This window comes from Microbispora sp. NPDC046933, assembly GCF_040644635.1.
In the GTDB taxonomy this organism is placed as follows: Bacteria; Actinomycetota; Actinomycetes; order Streptosporangiales; family Streptosporangiaceae; genus Microbispora.
In genome coordinates this window covers 96,602-111,944 of the sequence record NZ_JBEYWW010000007.1, presented here as the reverse complement: position 1 = coordinate 111,944, position 15,343 = coordinate 96,602, and the positions used below count along the sequence as shown (strand labels likewise).

Annotated in this window: 15 protein-coding genes and 1 tRNA gene; 4 read left to right on the top strand and 12 right to left on the bottom strand. The window is 64.3% G+C overall.

Annotation, left to right across the window (positions count from 1 at the left end; genetic code table 11):
- Positions 1 to 81: 81 nt before the first annotated feature.
- A tRNA-Ile gene (locus ABZ857_RS11710) sits at positions 82 to 158 on the top strand.
- A 240-nt stretch (positions 159 to 398) separates the two neighbouring features.
- Here the strand turns inward: ABZ857_RS11710 and ABZ857_RS11705 are convergent.
- The 11 genes from ABZ857_RS11705 to ABZ857_RS11655 all read right to left on the bottom strand — a co-directional run bounded on the left by ABZ857_RS11705 (position 399) and on the right by ABZ857_RS11655 (position 8,161).
- Complete coding sequence (locus tag ABZ857_RS11705) at positions 399 to 1,760, bottom strand: tyrosine-type recombinase/integrase (RefSeq protein WP_357041405.1); 1,362 nt, start codon at positions 1,758 to 1,760, stop codon at positions 399 to 401.
- Entirely contained in the window at positions 1,757 to 1,948 is a 192-nt protein-coding gene (locus ABZ857_RS11700; RefSeq protein WP_357041402.1) for a helix-turn-helix domain-containing protein, read from the bottom strand. The genes ABZ857_RS11705 and ABZ857_RS11700 overlap by 4 nt, the downstream gene beginning before the upstream one ends.
- On the bottom strand, positions 1,945 to 3,561 hold the full coding sequence (locus ABZ857_RS11695) for a replication initiator (RefSeq protein WP_357041399.1): 1,617 nt from the start codon (positions 3,559 to 3,561) through the stop codon (positions 1,945 to 1,947). The genes ABZ857_RS11700 and ABZ857_RS11695 overlap by 4 nt, the downstream gene beginning before the upstream one ends.
- The gene (locus ABZ857_RS11690) at positions 3,558 to 3,719 is read right to left on the bottom strand and encodes a hypothetical protein (protein ID WP_357041396.1); all 162 of its coding nucleotides are present in this window, start codon (positions 3,717 to 3,719) and stop codon (positions 3,558 to 3,560) included. Before ABZ857_RS11690 ends, ABZ857_RS11695 begins: the two co-directional genes overlap by 4 nt.
- The gene (locus ABZ857_RS11685; RefSeq protein WP_357041393.1) at positions 3,706 to 5,145 is read right to left on the bottom strand and encodes an FtsK/SpoIIIE domain-containing protein; all 1,440 of its coding nucleotides are present in this window, start codon (positions 5,143 to 5,145) and stop codon (positions 3,706 to 3,708) included. Before ABZ857_RS11685 ends, ABZ857_RS11690 begins: the two co-directional genes overlap by 14 nt.
- Before the next feature lie 87 nt (positions 5,146 to 5,232).
- Positions 5,233 to 5,562: a hypothetical protein gene (locus tag ABZ857_RS11680; protein ID WP_357041390.1), complete on the bottom strand. Its 330-nt coding sequence runs from the start codon at positions 5,560 to 5,562 to the stop codon at positions 5,233 to 5,235.
- Positions 5,562 to 5,990 (bottom strand): plasmid replication, integration and excision activator, encoded by a 429-nt coding sequence (locus ABZ857_RS11675; RefSeq protein WP_357041387.1) that lies wholly within the window; start codon positions 5,988 to 5,990, stop codon positions 5,562 to 5,564. Before ABZ857_RS11675 ends, ABZ857_RS11680 begins: the two co-directional genes overlap by 1 nt.
- Positions 5,991 to 6,140: 150 nt before the next feature.
- A complete protein-coding gene (locus tag ABZ857_RS11670; protein WP_357041385.1) occupies positions 6,141 to 6,623 on the bottom strand; it encodes a hypothetical protein in 483 nt (160 codons plus the stop codon).
- Between the two features lie 20 nt (positions 6,624 to 6,643).
- On the bottom strand, positions 6,644 to 7,360 hold the full coding sequence (locus ABZ857_RS11665; protein WP_357041382.1) for a GntR family transcriptional regulator: 717 nt from the start codon (positions 7,358 to 7,360) through the stop codon (positions 6,644 to 6,646).
- 91 nt (positions 7,361 to 7,451) lie between these two features.
- Positions 7,452 to 7,754 (bottom strand): hypothetical protein, encoded by a 303-nt coding sequence (locus ABZ857_RS11660; protein ID WP_357041379.1) that lies wholly within the window; start codon positions 7,752 to 7,754, stop codon positions 7,452 to 7,454.
- The gene (locus tag ABZ857_RS11655; RefSeq protein ID WP_357041377.1) at positions 7,751 to 8,161 is read right to left on the bottom strand and encodes a hypothetical protein; all 411 of its coding nucleotides are present in this window, start codon (positions 8,159 to 8,161) and stop codon (positions 7,751 to 7,753) included. The genes ABZ857_RS11660 and ABZ857_RS11655 overlap by 4 nt, the downstream gene beginning before the upstream one ends.
- A 121-nt stretch (positions 8,162 to 8,282) precedes the next feature.
- On the opposite strand from ABZ857_RS11655, the gene ABZ857_RS11650 reads away from it, so the two are divergent.
- On the top strand, positions 8,283 to 9,500 hold the full coding sequence (locus tag ABZ857_RS11650) for a helix-turn-helix domain-containing protein (protein WP_357041374.1): 1,218 nt from the start codon (positions 8,283 to 8,285) through the stop codon (positions 9,498 to 9,500).
- Here the strand turns inward: ABZ857_RS11650 and ABZ857_RS11645 are convergent.
- Positions 9,481 to 10,041, bottom strand: a complete 561-nt coding sequence (locus ABZ857_RS11645; RefSeq protein ID WP_357041371.1) for an NUDIX hydrolase — start codon at positions 10,039 to 10,041, stop codon at positions 9,481 to 9,483. The genes ABZ857_RS11650 and ABZ857_RS11645 overlap by 20 nt on opposite strands.
- Before the next feature lie 200 nt (positions 10,042 to 10,241).
- Here ABZ857_RS11645 and ABZ857_RS11640 point away from each other — a divergent pair, with 200 nt between their 5' ends.
- On the top strand, positions 10,242 to 14,204 hold the full coding sequence (locus ABZ857_RS11640) for a hypothetical protein (RefSeq protein WP_357041368.1): 3,963 nt from the start codon (positions 10,242 to 10,244) through the stop codon (positions 14,202 to 14,204).
- A gap of 427 nt (positions 14,205 to 14,631) precedes the next feature.
- Positions 14,632 to 15,009 (top strand): hypothetical protein, encoded by a 378-nt coding sequence (locus tag ABZ857_RS11635; RefSeq protein ID WP_357041365.1) that lies wholly within the window; start codon positions 14,632 to 14,634, stop codon positions 15,007 to 15,009.
- The last annotated feature ends 334 nt before the right edge of the window (positions 15,010 to 15,343 follow it).

The window sequence follows — 15,343 nt, the reverse complement described above, 5'->3', positions numbered from 1 at the left end:
ACGCCCAGGGCCGAAGGCCGCCGCTCGCCTCCGCACGCGGATCCCCTCACCCGCTAAGTTGTGAGAGACTCCCACCATTGCGGGGCGGTAGCTCAGCCGGTCAGAGCATCGGACTCATAATCCGTGGGTCGTGGGTTCAAGTCCCACCCGCCCTACCACGTTTGATCAGGGAAACCCTGCCTGAGCTGCGGTTCCTCCATGGATCATGGTTACCGGGCATGCAGCCGTAGGCCACCGAGAGCCACCGTTTGTCGCCAGTCACGGGATATACGCGGGATGACGCGGACCGCGTTTTCCCAGGTCGCGCTTTCCAGGGCCTCTGCGGGATGGGTACCCGCCCCTGGAAACGCCGAAGGGTCCCGGAGTAACCCGAGACCCTGAGACGAGGCTGTAGGCGTTCACCCGACGAGGGCCGCCTGTATCCGCTGATTGGCGATCTCACGCTGTCCGTCGATGCACTTGGCGTAGACCCGAAGCATGACGTCAATGCCGTGACCGGCGCGCTCCGCCGCTTCCGGGGCGTGAACCCCTGCATTGAGCCAGAGGGACACGGCCGCGTGGCGTAGGTCGTACGGCCGGGCCGCGAGGGGCGAGGCGACCTGCTCGGGCGTCAGCGCGTACGTTCGAGCCTCCTTCCAGATCTTCGCGTAGGCCGAGGCCGAGATCACACCGTCCGTCCTCGTTCGGAACAGCCGGCCGTCCTTCGCCGCGCCGAAGGTCTCCAGGTGCGTACGCAGGATCTTCACCAGTTCCGGCGGGATGGGGACGATCCGCGTCGTGCCCTCCGCACGGTGCTTGAGGCCCCGCTCGTCGAACCCCTCCCCCGAGTCAGTGAACCGCTTGCCGCTCTGCGGCCGGGTCTTCTCCAGCGTCAGCAGGCCCCAGCCGCATTCGGGAAGGTGGCAGTCCTTCTCCCGTAGCCCGGCCGCCTCGGCGGGACGTAGGCCGCCGAAGTACATGCAGGCGAACATCGCCACGAGCATCGGCCCGCGCTTACGGCCGCAGTAGGTGAGCGCGACGAGGAGCTCCCGCGCCTGGGCCGGGTTGACGACGACGCGCCGGTCTATCTCGCCGCTCGTCTTGGTCCGGCGCAGCTTCACCCGGTCGAGCGGATTTGCCGAAAGCTCTTCCAGCTCCACCGCGTACTCCAGGGCGTGATGGAACACCGCCCGCTTGCGCCGGAAGGTGGACGCTGCGGCGGCCTTGCCGTCGAGGAGGAGCGAGAGGGCTTCCAGGGCCGCCCTGGTGTGCTTGGCGTCCTCCAGCGCGGTCAACGGCAGCGAGGCCGCTTCCAGCCAGCGCAGCGCCGCCGCGATCTCCGGCGAGGGGGCCGGGCAACGGTCGGCCGGGATGAAGGCGAACTCGCGCAGCGCCCGCCGCAGAGTCTCGTCATCGGGGCGGCCAGGCCGGTCGCTTGTGAGTACGGGCGTGATGTTGGACAGCGCGTCTGTCATGCCCTCCCGGCTCTTGGCCGCCGAGTGAGGCCATCGGGTCTCGACGTAGGCGACGGCGAAGGCGTACCAGGTGCGCGCCTTCTTGGCCTTGAGCATGGATTCCGGGAGGCCGGTCTCCACGTCGAACGCCTCGCCGCGCTTGGCGGCCTGCCGGAGGTCGGACAGCCAGTTGTCCGCCAGCGCCTTGGTCCCGAAGCTCTTGGACTTCTCCCGGCCACCGACCTTCCAGCGCACCTCATAGGACGATTTCTTGCTCGACTTGTTCCGCCTGGTCTCCCAGAACTTCACGTCGTAGGAGGCGTTCACGCGACCTCCCGGAGGCTCTCAAGCCAGGCGGTGAACTCGCTGCGGTAGATGCGGATCTCGCCGTTGGGGAGCTTGAGGCCCTCGGGGGCCTTGCCGATCTCGCGCCAGCGGTAGAAGGTGCGGCGAGAGATGCCGCCGAGTTCGGCGAGGATCTCGGGGACCGTCATCAGCTTGTCGTCCTTCTTCACGCCGCCCTCCCCTCAGTTGCCGAACGATCTCTCCCGTCTGCCTCGGCTTGGAGACGGTCGAGGTGGTTGCGCCAGCGCTGGCGTTCGTGGACCGAGCGCAGGAGGCGCACGCCGATGGGGGCCAGGTCGGGATCACCGGGCTTGACCGGTCGCCAGATGTAGCGGTGGGGGTCGACCGGCTCGTCTGGCAGGCCGAGGGCTTCCAGGACCCAGGTGCGGCGGTCCTGCTTGTGCTCGGTGAGGGTCTTGTTGGACCACTTGCGGGAGACGAGCACGCGGCGGCCCGCGTAGCCGAGGTGATCGGGCTTGTGGGCCTTGCCCTTGCACCGGCCCGGGGCCATGCCGGGCTTGGCGCCCTTGGGCTGCACCCCGTACCGGAGCCAGTTCGGGCATGTGGGCGAGCACGGCTCGAACCGCAGAGCGTCGAGCAGCCGTTCGGCGTGCGCCTTGCGGCGTGGGTCGTCGGTGCCGAGGGCTTCGCCGAGGCTCTTGGTCAGGTACTTGGACAGGTAGCCGATCAACTGGTCAGCGTCCGGCGTTCCGGCGAGCACGCCCTTGATGTCGAGCTGGTCGCCGAAGCGGAGCACGTGCAGGGGTTCCGCCTCGTCGTCCTGGTCGAGCTTGTCGAGGGCCTGTTCCCAGGTCGGCAGCACTTCCCCCGTGGTGGGGTCGAGGTAGCCGGCCCCGTCCTCCCACATGGGCAGGTGCTCCCCCTCGAACCGCACGTCATCGGTTGAGGGCCACCACACCTGGTGATACGTGGCCGCGATGATCTGCCGCAGCTCTGCACGGGGCAGGGTGCCGCGGATCGCCATGTGCAGGTGCGGGGCGAGCCGCTTTTGAGGCTCGACGGTGGCGAAGTACTGCACGTCATAGCCCGCCACGCGGCGGAGGTTCTGCACGAAGCGGTCCACGAGCTTGGAGAAGTGCAGCGCATCACGGGCCGCCCGCCCGTAGTCATACCGGTCGGGGTTCAGCGGCGCACCGTCCTGGACCCGGCCGTAGGACGGCAGAGTCAGGGTCACGAACATCGACGGCCGATAGGTCTTGCCGTCGGAGCCGGTGAAGGTCCGCCCGAGCGTGGTCTTGGTCATCTGCCGCTTGGGCAGATCCGGGGCGTCCTGCCGCCGTTTGGTCGAGCGGGACCGTTTGCCGGAGGTGCGGCCGAGGACGTTGCCGCGCATCCCTGCCTGGTTGATCTCCTCGTCTAGGTCCTCGATGGCGGCGTCCAGGTCGGTGGTGTCGCCGCCGGCCTTTTCGACCTCGTCCCGCCAGGCCTGGGCGTCGGCCCGCAGCTCGACGAGGTGGCGCTGATAGTCGTCGGCGTTGTCGGGGAGGTTGACCGGTTCGTGGTCGAGGTGCCAGCCCTCCCGGCACTGCGCCCGCCGAAGCTGGCGGTTGCGCTTGGCGCACGGCGGGCACTTGCTCTCCAGGGTGGCCCCGCAGGGCACGTCGATGACCTCAACCTGGCCGGTGAGGATGTCCTGCCGCCGGAGCGGAACCGGCCGGATGCACACGCCGTACTGCTTGGCGATCTCCTCGACGACATCCCGGGCCAGTGGCATCGCCATGCGGACGGCGCGAGGGGTGGCCCTGTCATTGGCGAGTGTCATTGGTCACCGCCGGAGGGCTCGGCGAACACGTTTGCCTTCTCGCCGCACTCGCGGCATTCGATGACGCCCCGAATGGGGTAGAGCCACAGCGCGTTGCGGGTGCCGCAAGCCGCGCAGGTGAGCTCGTCGAGGAGGTGGGAGATCTCAACCACGGGCATGCGCCCCCGCCCTGCCGGTCGAGAAGGTGGCGACCATGGCGCGAATGTCCTCATCGGAGACGTAGGCCGCGCGCACGCGGATCGGGTCGGGTGAGGTTTCGAGCCGGACGTAGCCGATGCCCGCGCCGAGTTCGGGGACCGGTGAGATGTGGTCGGCGAGTGCGCCCCGGTCGCGTGCGCCGTCGCCGAGGACCATGTCCACCTGCTCGGACTCATCCAGCCGGAGGGCGATCTTGTCGGGGAACAGGTTGCGGATGTTCATGACCTCCTTGCGGGGGTCCTGGAGCGCGGCCATGACGCCGACCCCGACCGCGCGGCCTTGGGTCGTGAGCGTGGCAAGGGCTGCTTTGGTCCGCTCGCGGAGGCCCTTGTCGGACTGGTAGGCGGTCAGGAAGGCGACCTCGTCGACGACCACCAGGACGAACGGGTCGGCCACGGTTGGTGTGTGGGAGCGCTGGTTGCCGCCGAACCGGTCGGCCCGCTCCTGCATCACGGCCACGGCCGCCTCAAGCAGGTCGGCGCACTCGGCGGGGGTGGCGGCATAGCGCGCGCCGAACAGCGCCCGGCCGAAGGACAGCTCCATCCGCTTGGGGTCGAGCGCCCAGACCTGCACCAGGCCCGCCCGCATCGCGGGGAGCAGGCCGCGAATGGCACTCCACAGGTAGGAGCCCTTGCCCGCGCCGGTCGCGCCCGCGATCAGCACGTGCGTGCCGTGGACCTTGAGCCGGTACGGCGTGCCGTCCTCGCACCGGCCGATCTCGACCGGCCCCACCGAGGGTGTCTCGGGGATGGGGATGGCCGGCAACGGCTCGGCGAGGGGGTCATGCCGGGGCAGGGTCAGCACGAGGCGACCGGCCCGCGCGATCGACATCCGGCAACTTCGGGCGCCGAAGCCGTGGGCGAGGTGGTCGGCCCGGTCGGTCCAGTCCTTGACCGCCTGCCCGTTCAGCATCTTCACGGTGACCAGGTCGGCCCAGGAGGTACACCGCACCTTGACCAGGCGGGGCAGGTAGCCCCGGCCGCGCAGGTGCCGACCCAGACCGGAGACGATCATTACCGGTTGCCAGTGCCGCCGGTAGACCCATACCAGTCGCCACCAGGCCAGCAGCGGCCAGCCGATCACGCGCAGGAAGGAGTCCCGCTCCAGCAGCGCCCACGACAGCCCGGCCGAGGGCAGGAAACCGGCCAGGATCACGGCCATGCGCCAGCCGTACACGAGGGTGACCACGACGGGGGCCACGGCGACGGTGCAGGCGATCGGGTGCCGCCACAGGGTTCGGATCAGCCCGCGTAGCAGGCGGGCCAGCCAGATCACGATGGTGACGATGGCGGGGGTTTGCATGACGGCCGGGCGGAAGACCACGGCCGTGTCGGGGGTGGTGGAGACGAGGTTACGTGCCTCGTCTCCGGGCAGTCTTCTCAGCATTAGGCTGGAGTCCTCTCAAGCATTGGCGTGCGTGGGAGATCCGAGGGGCCGCCGGAAGTTGCCGCTTCCAGCGGCCCCGCTTGCGTGTCAGGCCGCCGAGCCGTCGACACCGGGAAGGGCGAGTTGGTCGGAGTCGGCCGGCTGCTGCTCGACCAGGCGCTCGCAGTCGGCCAGGTAGCGCGAGGCGGCCTGGAAGATCTGCCGGGCGATCTCGACGTCCCGGGGGGTGACCGGCCCGGCCGCGGTGGTCGAGACGGTAACGTCCACGCTCGGGCTGGTGATGGCCAAGTAGGGCCGCCCGGAGTCCAGGACCGAGGCTCCGGCCCGTAGCTCGGGCGAGTAGAACGAGATGCCGACGTTGGCCGGGTTGCCGGGGCTGAGCGAGAGCGTGACGTAGGTGTAGGGGTCGCGGAGCATCAGGCCGCCGCCTCCTTACCGGCACCCGTCTGCTTGGTCGAGGCGGCGACGGCCCGGGGAGCGCGCATGCCCCTCGCCCGAAGGGAGTAGGCCAGTCGTCCGGTGTTCTGGTGGACGTACGGGGTGACCGTCATCCCCTCGAACTCGACCGGCGTGATGGGCAGGCCGGGCGTGGGAGTCGGCGGGACCGGCTGCACCGGAGCGATGATCTTCACTGCGACTGTCTTCTGGGCGAGCTTGGCGGCCGGGTCGGCGTCCATGACGGCGACCTGCCAGACCAGTTCGCCGGTGGTCTTGTCCTTGGCGAACACTGTGCGCCCGCCGGTCGAGGCGGTGAAGTCCTTGACTTGCTCCACCTCCCCCACGAGGTAGCAGCCGTGCGGGAAGACGTGCTCGAAGGCGATCGGGATGGGTCCTGCAATGGCCATGTGCGTGATTCCTTTTGCTCGGGACGAGTAGCTCATGCGCTCGTCCACTTGTCCGATTAAGTTCCACTGTAAGTCTTGCCCACTCGTCCGCACAAGTAACCGAGCGAGCGGCAGGGGTAAGACTTGGCTTGCCGTGCGGCTAGGTGGGGATTAGTGGCAACGGATGTCCCATCCGGGATCGGTGCTGTCGAAGATCTCGACGATGAACAGCTCAGGCCAGCCGGCCTCGAACCGGCTTGAATACTTCGGGAAGTAGACCGTCACGTAGGCGCGGCCGCCATCAACACCGGGGACGTTGAGCTTTTCGTAGTAGCGCGTGATCTCCTGGTCGGAGAGCTGGGTCGTGAGCGAGAACCTGACGAGGTAGTCACAGTGGTTCCCGTTCGATCGGAGCTGGACCGAGCCTTGCGCGTCGTAGTCCGCGAACTCGGCGGAGGGCGGAAGCGGAAGCTTGTAAAAGCGCTCCGCGAAGTCGTTCAGCCTCCCGTCATTGACCCACATCGGGATCTTGATGAGGAGGAACAGGCAGAGGACCGGCACTGCCAGCGCGATCAGGCATCCCTTGGACGGCTTCCCAAACAAAGACGGCCGCCGAAGCAGGTCCTGCGGGTCGATGGGGGGATCGGTCTGCATGGCACCTGCTCCGGCAAGGGTTAGGTCACGGGATAGACATCTTCCAGCTCGTGAAGATCACCAGGCAAGGCCACGCTCATCACGAGGAGCACCGTCCCGCCCGGGTCGTGCACGGTGGCCAGCACGCCGAGAACCGGGGACGAGGAGCCGAGGAGTTCGGATTCCTCCTTGGTCGGCTTCCGTGCGGTCAGGCGTTCGGTGACGTGGTCGACCCGCAGATGCTTGACGGCCTGGAGATGTTGCCGGACGCCATGCCGCAGCGGATCGGGCTTGTCCAGGTCGGTGCCGAGGGCGACTTCCAGGGGGAACCACAGCGTTTCCGCCGCCGAGACCCGGTCGCCCTGCCGCATCACGCGGTGACGGGCGATCACGGGGGTTCGCTCGTCGACGCCCATCAGCTTGGCGATGTGCCGGGGGGCCGGCACTCGGGCAACGCTGACGATGTTTTCGGCGCTCTCAGGATGCTCGGCCGTCGACAGGCCCGGCCGTACCCGCTCGACGGGGCTTTCGGGGCGGCCCTTCACGAACGAGCCGCGGCCGTGTTCGCGCTCGATCCAGCCTTGCATGGCAAGGGTCTGAAGCGCCCGCACAACGGTGGTGCGGCCGACGCCGAACTCCCGGACGAGTTGTGTCTCCGAGGGCAGCATGTCGCCGGGCGCGTACTCCCCGTCCCGGATACGCTGCTGAATCGCCGTCATCACCTGGGCGTACTTCGGCGGGGCGAAGTCCATGCTCATGTTAAGCGCCCAATCACTTTTCCACTTGTCTGCATAAGCACAGTAGCGGCTAAGCGAATGCCTGTCAGGACCTCAGCCACCAGCGGGAAGGCTATTGAGCCCGCCCGGACAGCAGCGCCAGCCACACCGCCCGCGCCTCGGCCTCCCGCCAGGCATGGGTGTGCGCTACCTCCGGCTTCAACTCATCCCCCTTAAATCGGCGGATGTATGCCAGGCCACCGGCCGCGCACAACTCGTACCAGGTGTTGCGGTGCTCGTGGCAGGTCCAGGCGAGCACCCGCGACCAGGCGAACTGTCCCGGCTTGTGCCAGGCGAGCGGCTTGGCCCCGTTCTGCAGTGGCGGGAGATGTGGGGATGGGCACGGCCGGCCCCATGCCGGGGTGCGGTTGCTCACCGGTCGGTCCGTTCGAAGCGGACCTGTCCGGCCGCATCCAGCGTCGCGCGGAAGATGATCCGGCGGGACCAGTCGTCCGGCACGGTGCCGAAGTCGTAGACCCGGTGCGTGATCCTCCCCCATGGCTGCCGGGCCGGGTCCATCCGGCGGAGCGCCGTGCGCAGCTCGTCCATCGAGGTGGCCTGTCCGGCGCTGGTGCCGCACGGCCCGAGCACGTCGGTCCCGTCAGCGGTGACGAAGACCTCCCACTCGAACATCTCCACGAGCACCTGGCCGCCGTCGCAGTACAGGCAGTCCTCCCGAGACGAGGTCTCCAGGCCGAGCGCCACGGCGGCGACCTGCCCGCGTCGAGTGACGATCTTCCAGCCGCGACCGTCGCACGCGGTGCACTTAACTGGTGTGGTCATGCCGGAAAGAATGGATCGCAGACGAATCCAGTCCTATTCCCACGGGATATATCACCGGGAGCTATAGAGTTCTCAGCACGAGCCATGCACCACCAGCCTGGGCGAACGACCGGAGGCCGGAATGCACGGGAACGCTTTCGAGCCGATCCAGCTACCCGAACGGGTATGGGAGCGCGACGAAAGCAGAGAAATCCTCAGAAAACGCGACGTAGCGGGCTTGTTCACTCTCGCTGTCAAGTACGCGGGGGCCAGCCAAGTTCGTCTCAGCGCCGCCACCGGCATCGCCCAGGGCCGCATCAGTCAGCTCATGCGCGGGCAGCGCCAAGTCACCGACCTTGAGGTCTACGAGCGCATCGCCGCCGGCCTCGGCCTGCCTGACCACGCCCGCATGCTGCTCGGCCTGGCCCCGCTCGACATCGCCTCCCCCACCGGCGACCACGGCGACGAGCATCAGGAGCAAGCCGAGGAACTCTCTGCACGTATCGAGGCCGCCGCCGTCATCGACCCCACGATGGTGATGATCCTCAACACCGACACCAACAACCTGCGCCTACTGGACCGCCGGCTCGGCAGCGCCGCCATAGCCGACAAAATGCGCGCTCAAATCTCCCAAATACAGCGCACCCACCATCACGCCATACGGCCCGGCGTACGCGCACAACTCGCCCACGTACTCGCACAAACGGAATCCCTCGCTGGATGGCAGGCCATCAACACCGGCGCCCTTAACGACGCCTGGAACCACTACGAAAACGCCAAAGCCGCCGCCCGCGAAGCCGACGACCCCGCCGTCATCGCCCACGTCTCCGCCGAACAGGCATACGTCCTCATGGACCTGGGACAGCCCGCCCAGGCAACCGAACTCCTGCAGTACGTCCACGCCACCTACCGCGACCGCATCCCCGCCCGACTGCGCTCATGGCTCTCGGCGGCCGAAGCCGAAGCCACCGCGATCCTGGGCGACGAGGCCACCTGCCGGGCCGCACTCGACCAGGCCGCCGCTCTCCTACCGAGCGGGCACAGCGACCCCGACATGCCCTACCTGTCGCTCGACATCCATCACCTCGCCCGGTGGCGTGGCAACTGCCTCGTCCGGTTCGGCGACCCCGGCACCATTGAGGATCTCCGGTCAGCGTTGGCCGGAATGGACGGCACCTACAACCGAGCCGAGGCCGCACTTCGCTGCGATCTGGGACATGCCCTGCTGGCCCTGGGCGACCCGGAAGCCGCCCAACCACACATCCAGCGCGCGAAGCACCTGGCGACCATGACCGGCTCACGCCGCCAACGCAAGCGCATCGACGAACTCAGCCGTCGACTTACCCGCGCTCTCCGTTGAGCCGATCCCGGGCCGCGTAGAGACCCACCAGCGTCCCCGAGGTCCAGATGTCCCCCCGGGCGATCATGTCCGGGATCTCCTTCATCGGAACCCACTCGATCAGGTCCGCCTCGATCTCCCCACTGGGCTCCTTCACCAGCTCGGCACCGCGGGCGAGATACAGGTTGTGCTCGGAGTCGACCATGCCGGCCATCGGCTGATAGGTCACCAGGTGCTCGATCTCCTTGACCCGATACCCGGTCTCCTCCTCCGCCTCCCGGGCCGCCGTTGTCATCGGGTCCTCCCCAGCGTCGACCAGGCCGCCCGGCAACTCCCAGCCCCACCGGTCGAACAGGAACCGATGCCGCCACATCATCAGCACCCGCTGCTGCTCGTCGACCACCACGGCGATAGCCGCCCGGTCCAGATGCACCGCGTGATGCTCGAACCGCTCCCCATCGGGGATCTCCACGTCCACCAGGCCCAGCCGGATCCACCGGTTGTCATAGATCAGCCGCTCACCATGCACGACCCACCGCGACCGCTCTTCGTTGGTAGCCACACAGCGAAGCTACCGCCCAACATCGCCCACGTACATGCAGAACAAGGAGGCAAGCCCTATATGACGCTGCCCAAATATGAGGATTTAGGCCATCCCATCTATGTTGTGAGACATCGGCCCCACTCCACCTATCGCGTACCGAAGTGGCCTAGCTGCCGTCTCTCGGCTATCGTGGACCAGCTAGAGAATTTAGGACGAAGATGAACGACTACCGTCTTGATGGACTCGACCCTCGAGCATTCGAACACCTCGTACAAGCCCTCGCCTACGATGCGATAACAGCTTTGATAACGCCCTTCGGCGATGGCCCCGACGGAGGACGCGAGGCAACGTTCGATGGGCCTACAAACTACGGGCCCACCACTGACCGCTGGTCAGGCTACGGCTTATTGCAGGCTAAATTTCTACGGCGACCCCGTTCGGCCCCTCTCGATGGGCGATGGGCGATCAAAGAACTCAAAGCGGAACTGAGGAAATTTACCAATCCCGGAAATCGTCGACGAATTCCAGAATACTTCATCTTCGCAACCAATGTGACGCTCACTGCAACAGCAGAGAGCGGGAGTAAAGATAAAGTATTTGAGCTGCTAGCAGAGTTCGCAGAACGCTTCCAGCTGAAAGGGTTCGACGTTTGGGACTATGACAAGCTTCGCCTATTGCTTGACCACAATGAAGATGTCCGCATGTCATATGCAGCCTGGATAACTCCAGGCGACGTTCTTGCAGAGCTTGCGCGTCACATCAAGAGCAGAGAACGCGACTATTACAAGCTGATCGTCAAATTCCTGCAGAGAGAGCTTCTATCCGATCAATTCGCACGACTGGAACAGGCCGGGCATTCAGCGGACGAAGCTATCCCGCTATCGCAAGTTTTTGTTGACCTTCCCACTAGCGCCGAGCCTACGTCGCCTGATCATGATAGCCGTGGCCTACCGGGGCCAGAGCTCGATCAAGGGTTTGTGGCAACCCTAATTGGTCACGCTGCTAGTTCTTTTGCCAATCATGCTGACCCAGAGGCCAACCCAGGCAAGGGCAGGTTTGTTTTGATTGGCGGTCCTGGGCAAGGAAAGACGACACTAGGTCAATTCGTATGTCAAGTATTCCGGGCAGCCCTTCTACAAGACGTACCGCCTCTAAAGCTAGCACCTGAGGTTGCAACGGCAATCGGAACAATCAGGCAACAGTGGAAGACCGGTAGCCTCCCTGAGCCGACAGCTCGTCGCATCCCCTTTCGAATCGTATTAAGCGAATTCGCGGCCGCTATGGCCAGCAACAAGAGTGACAGCGTTCTGTCATATATAGCCCTTAAATTTTCGAGCAGGGTGGGAGTGACCGTCTCCGCGGAAGAGATGGAACGTCTTCTCGTTCAATACCCATCCGTGCTCGTGCTAGATGGCCTCGACGAGGTGCCAGCTTCTACTAATCGCGAGGATGTCCTAAGCGCCGTTAGCAGTTTCTGGATCGATATAGCGACAGCGAATATGGACATTCTTGTGGTCGCAACTAGCCGTCCGCAAGGATACAACCAGGAGTTTTCTCCGAAACAATATGTGCATCGTTATCTGGTCCCGCTTGCACCACGCACGGCACTTGATTACGGGCAGAAACTAGCACAGGTGCGTTTTGGCGGCGATCCTGATCGCGTCAATAAAATCGTTTCACGGCTACAGCGCGCTGCAACAACGCCTGCTACTGCTCGGCTTATGCGCAGCCCCCTCCAAGTTACAATCCTGACGCTGCTCGTCGATCGCGTTGGAAGCCCCCCAGAAGAGCGTTGGGCATTATTCCGGGCATACTACGATCTAATTTATGCACGGGAAACCGAACGGGACATCGCGTCCGTCCGCGTACTGAAGGAACATCCGTCCGATGTTCACGCTATCCATCGCCGTGTCGGCCTTCTCCTGCAGGTAGCTAGCGAAAAGTCTGGAGGTACTGAAGCCCGGCTAACGTTGACAGAGTTTTCCCAGATAGTCGAGGAATACCTCATCGAAGAGGGTCATGAAGGAAATTCGCTCAGCGAGCTCAAACGGCAAATAATCGAAGCTGCCGGACAGCGCTTGGTGTTCCTAGTAGGCCTTGAGATTAATCAAATCGGCTTTGAAATTCGATCCCTCCAAGAATTCATGGCAGCTGAAGGGCTTATGGAGGGCCAGGATTCGGCCGTACAAGATCGCCTCAAGCAGGCCGCTTCATCAACGAATTGGCGTAACGTCTTTCTGTTTGCCGCTGGACGTTGTTTCGAGGATCGACGCCATCTACGGGACACTATCGAATCCATCTGCTTCGAGTTGAATGACGATCCTGAAGACCCCCTCTCTCGTGCCCTACGGACCGGATCCGAACTGGCACTCGATCTGCTAGAAGATGGGCCGGCGCGTAGACAGCCCCATAAGCGCCGGTCTCTCTCGCGTTTGGCTCTCCAACTACTAGACCGCCCGTCATCTGGTTTGGCACGTCGACTGGCGGGAGTGTATCTGCCAGAAACATCTGACATCTTCTTAGAAGAAATAGAAGGACGCATAGGGAACCTTACGTCTATAGACAGAAAGCACGCGGCGTGGGAATGCCTCGTGCTCCTGGCAGAGACGCACGGCAATCAGTTTGAGGAGCTGATACAAAGAAGTCTCAGCGAGGTCACAGTCGACGCAGGTCTATTCAGTACCTTGGTAGGTGCGACTACAGGGAAAAGCCAGTGGCTGAGCGAGTTCCTTCTTCGGGAATATCAGAACCATTATATACCCGGAATCATGCCCCAGTATGGTGTTACTGCTAGGCAGCGTGCTGGCAACGACATGCCGAGGAGGCTTGGTCCTTGGGTCCTCTCCGAGGCTCCCGAATGGTTGCGATGGACTGCCAAGTACGAAGGCCGGCGTTACCATAGATCGGGACCCACTGAACGAACCATAAGGTTGATGCAGGGAAAGCGAGAAATAGGAGTAGTTCGGATACACCAATCGCGCATGTCAGTTCCACAGGAGCATCTTATTCCCCCACATGACTTTCCGGTGGAATCCCCTGCTATGGCATGGCTGAAACTGGCGGGAGAGTTTACTGCGAATCCAGATCCGCAGAAGCTTGCGGATCTCATCCATCGCTTCAATCGGAACAACGTCCGCGATAACCTACCCTATAACCGCCTGCACGAGTATCCATGGCCGCTGGCGGAATGCGTTGAATCTATACACGCTGGCGCCGATCCCGAAGCCATAGCGAATTTCATCCGCGAAGGCGGTTTTGGAGACAGAGCCAACTGGCAGTCAGTAGAAGATTCATGGGAAAATGATGGGGTGGAAATTGAGGAGTTAGTGGGAGCACCTCCTGCTCTTACAATCCGGGACGTACCCTACCTCTATCGATTCCCTCTTCGTGCGTTGAAGGAGGGGGAGGCCGTCCAGCTGAAAGCCGAGGCTCTGATTAGAGCTTTCGATATGGCCCCCCCTGGGCCCGTTAGGACTACTCTGGCGACGCTACTCTTGGATCGCCTGCACCCTGAAGATCTCAAGTCGCATAATGCTCAGTGGTATCAACAAGCGCTTCTTGAGGTGGCACAGAACAACAAGTTCATCTCTCCACAGTTCTTCTCAAGCTCGTGGTCTGTAGACTTAACAGATTATAGATGGTCCGAACTTTTCGCATCCCTGCCAGTCGAGCATCTACGTACTTATATGGATACAAATGGCATGGATACTACGCGAATCGAAGAGGCTATTATCAGGCACCCTAATTTCACAGGGCTTCTCGTAGCTCTTGCCTTTATGACAACAGGCCCGCGGGATTTCCCAGAGGCACTGATGTCGATAGTTCACGACTATCGGGATACGGACTCGAGCATCGTTCGAGCAGCTAGGGTCCTTCTCCGGCTAGCGAACAGAGAGTCCGTCGATGTCCTGAATTCAGAACTGCGAGAGGCGCTATCGGCGGCTCCCCTACTCTCGCACACCCTCGCCCGGATAATTAGCGTTGCCGACTATGATTACCCGAAGAAGAGCCATGAGCTTCTGGCGATGCGCGACCTTATGCCCGTCAGGGGACTCGGGTACATCGGCGACCAACTCAGGCGGTTGTACGGAAAGCGCCAGAGCCGCTTCGATGAAGCATCTGTGTGGAGGAAGCTCCAGCTACCCAATGAACTTCTCGCATTGCTTTCTCAACTGAGCTGAACCGACGACTCTCTACCTCAAGCCTTTTGTCTAATCCCAAGAGGTACCTGACGTTTCTGTCCCAGGACATGAGCGACAGGTGATTCAGGAAACATAGGTGTTGTGGGGCAAGATGGCTATGATGTTGCGGCTCGACATCCGCTCGCATGCTCGGTATCTTCTGGCGAGATGATCAGGCTGCGAACGTACGCGGACGGGCGTGCGCCGACGCCGATGGTGGGGCGCGGTCGCCGTCCCCCTGGCGGTGTGCTTGGCCGGTACGGCCACGGGAGCCTGCGCCCGGGCCATGCGATCAGAGCGGGCGAGCACAGCCGCACCCTCGCCCAGCACCTCATCGACACCCTCACCCGCTGGCTCCTCGGACTGCGAGCGGCCGACCTGCGTCAGATTCGACTTGTCGACCCCAGCGCCCCCGGCGCCCCCCGCAGTGGCCTGGCCGAAGGGAAGCCGGGGCGACCTCGTCCGGCGGGCACTGCTTAAGCGGTTTCACAGCGCGAGGACCCTGGACGAGGTACCGCCCGAGGCGGCGCCGTTCACCAGCAAGCGGATCGCGACCATCGGCCAGACACAGCTCGGCGCCCCACCCGTCGACCACCCAGAGTGCGGGCAGTGGACCCAGGGCGTCTGGAGCGCCATCGCCTCCCTGAAGGAGCCTGACGGCGTGCTCGGCGGCGCCTTTCTCGTCGACTCCGCCGGGGGCGCCTTCGCGGGGCTGAAGATCAGCGAGTCGATCGTGTACGCCTCCCGATCGAGCCTGGATCGCCTGGCGGCCGACCCGCCAGCGTCGTGTCCACCGTGCGGCTGACCGACGGGCAGGGCTCATGGACGAGCCGCTACGAGCAGGTCGCGCTACCGCACCCCGCGGACGTGAGCGCGTGCCGCCAGTGGGACACGTCCAGCGCCCTCCCGGTGACCTGGGGTGCCCTGATCCGCTGCGGCGACTACCTCATCGAGGTGCACCTGGGCGTGCTCCCGCCCCAAGAGATGATGCCAATGACCCGGCCCGCGAGCAGGCCATGGTCGCCGACCTGGCCGGTCAGGCGTACACCAGGGCCGTGTCGATCCTGGGATGAGAGCCCGCCAACTCCTACCTCAGGGGCATCCACTGCCTTCTGACGTGCGCCACCCGCAAACGACGC

Excerpts from the sequence above, each read along its gene's own strand:
- ABZ857_RS11655 (WP_357041377.1), bottom strand. The coding sequence starts at position 8,161 with ATGACCACACCAGTTAAGTGCACCGCGTGCGACGGTCGCGGCTGGAAG.
- ABZ857_RS11665 (WP_357041382.1), bottom strand. The coding sequence starts at position 7,360 with ATGAGCATGGACTTCGCCCCGCCGAAGTACGCCCAGGTGATGACGGCG.
- ABZ857_RS11650 (WP_357041374.1), top strand. The coding sequence starts at position 8,283 with ATGCACGGGAACGCTTTCGAGCCGATCCAGCTACCCGAACGGGTATGG.
- ABZ857_RS11640 (WP_357041368.1), top strand. The coding sequence starts at position 10,242 with ATGAACGACTACCGTCTTGATGGACTCGACCCTCGAGCATTCGAACAC.
- ABZ857_RS11690 (WP_357041396.1), bottom strand. The coding sequence starts at position 3,719 with ATGCCCGTGGTTGAGATCTCCCACCTCCTCGACGAGCTCACCTGCGCG.
- ABZ857_RS11680 (WP_357041390.1), bottom strand. The coding sequence starts at position 5,562 with ATGCTCCGCGACCCCTACACCTACGTCACGCTCTCGCTCAGCCCCGGC.
- ABZ857_RS11670 (WP_357041385.1), bottom strand. The coding sequence starts at position 6,623 with ATGCAGACCGATCCCCCCATCGACCCGCAGGACCTGCTTCGGCGGCCG.
- ABZ857_RS11675 (WP_357041387.1), bottom strand. The coding sequence starts at position 5,990 with ATGGCCATTGCAGGACCCATCCCGATCGCCTTCGAGCACGTCTTCCCG.
- ABZ857_RS11695 (WP_357041399.1), bottom strand. The coding sequence starts at position 3,561 with ATGACACTCGCCAATGACAGGGCCACCCCTCGCGCCGTCCGCATGGCG.
- ABZ857_RS11685 (WP_357041393.1), bottom strand. The coding sequence starts at position 5,145 with ATGCTGAGAAGACTGCCCGGAGACGAGGCACGTAACCTCGTCTCCACC.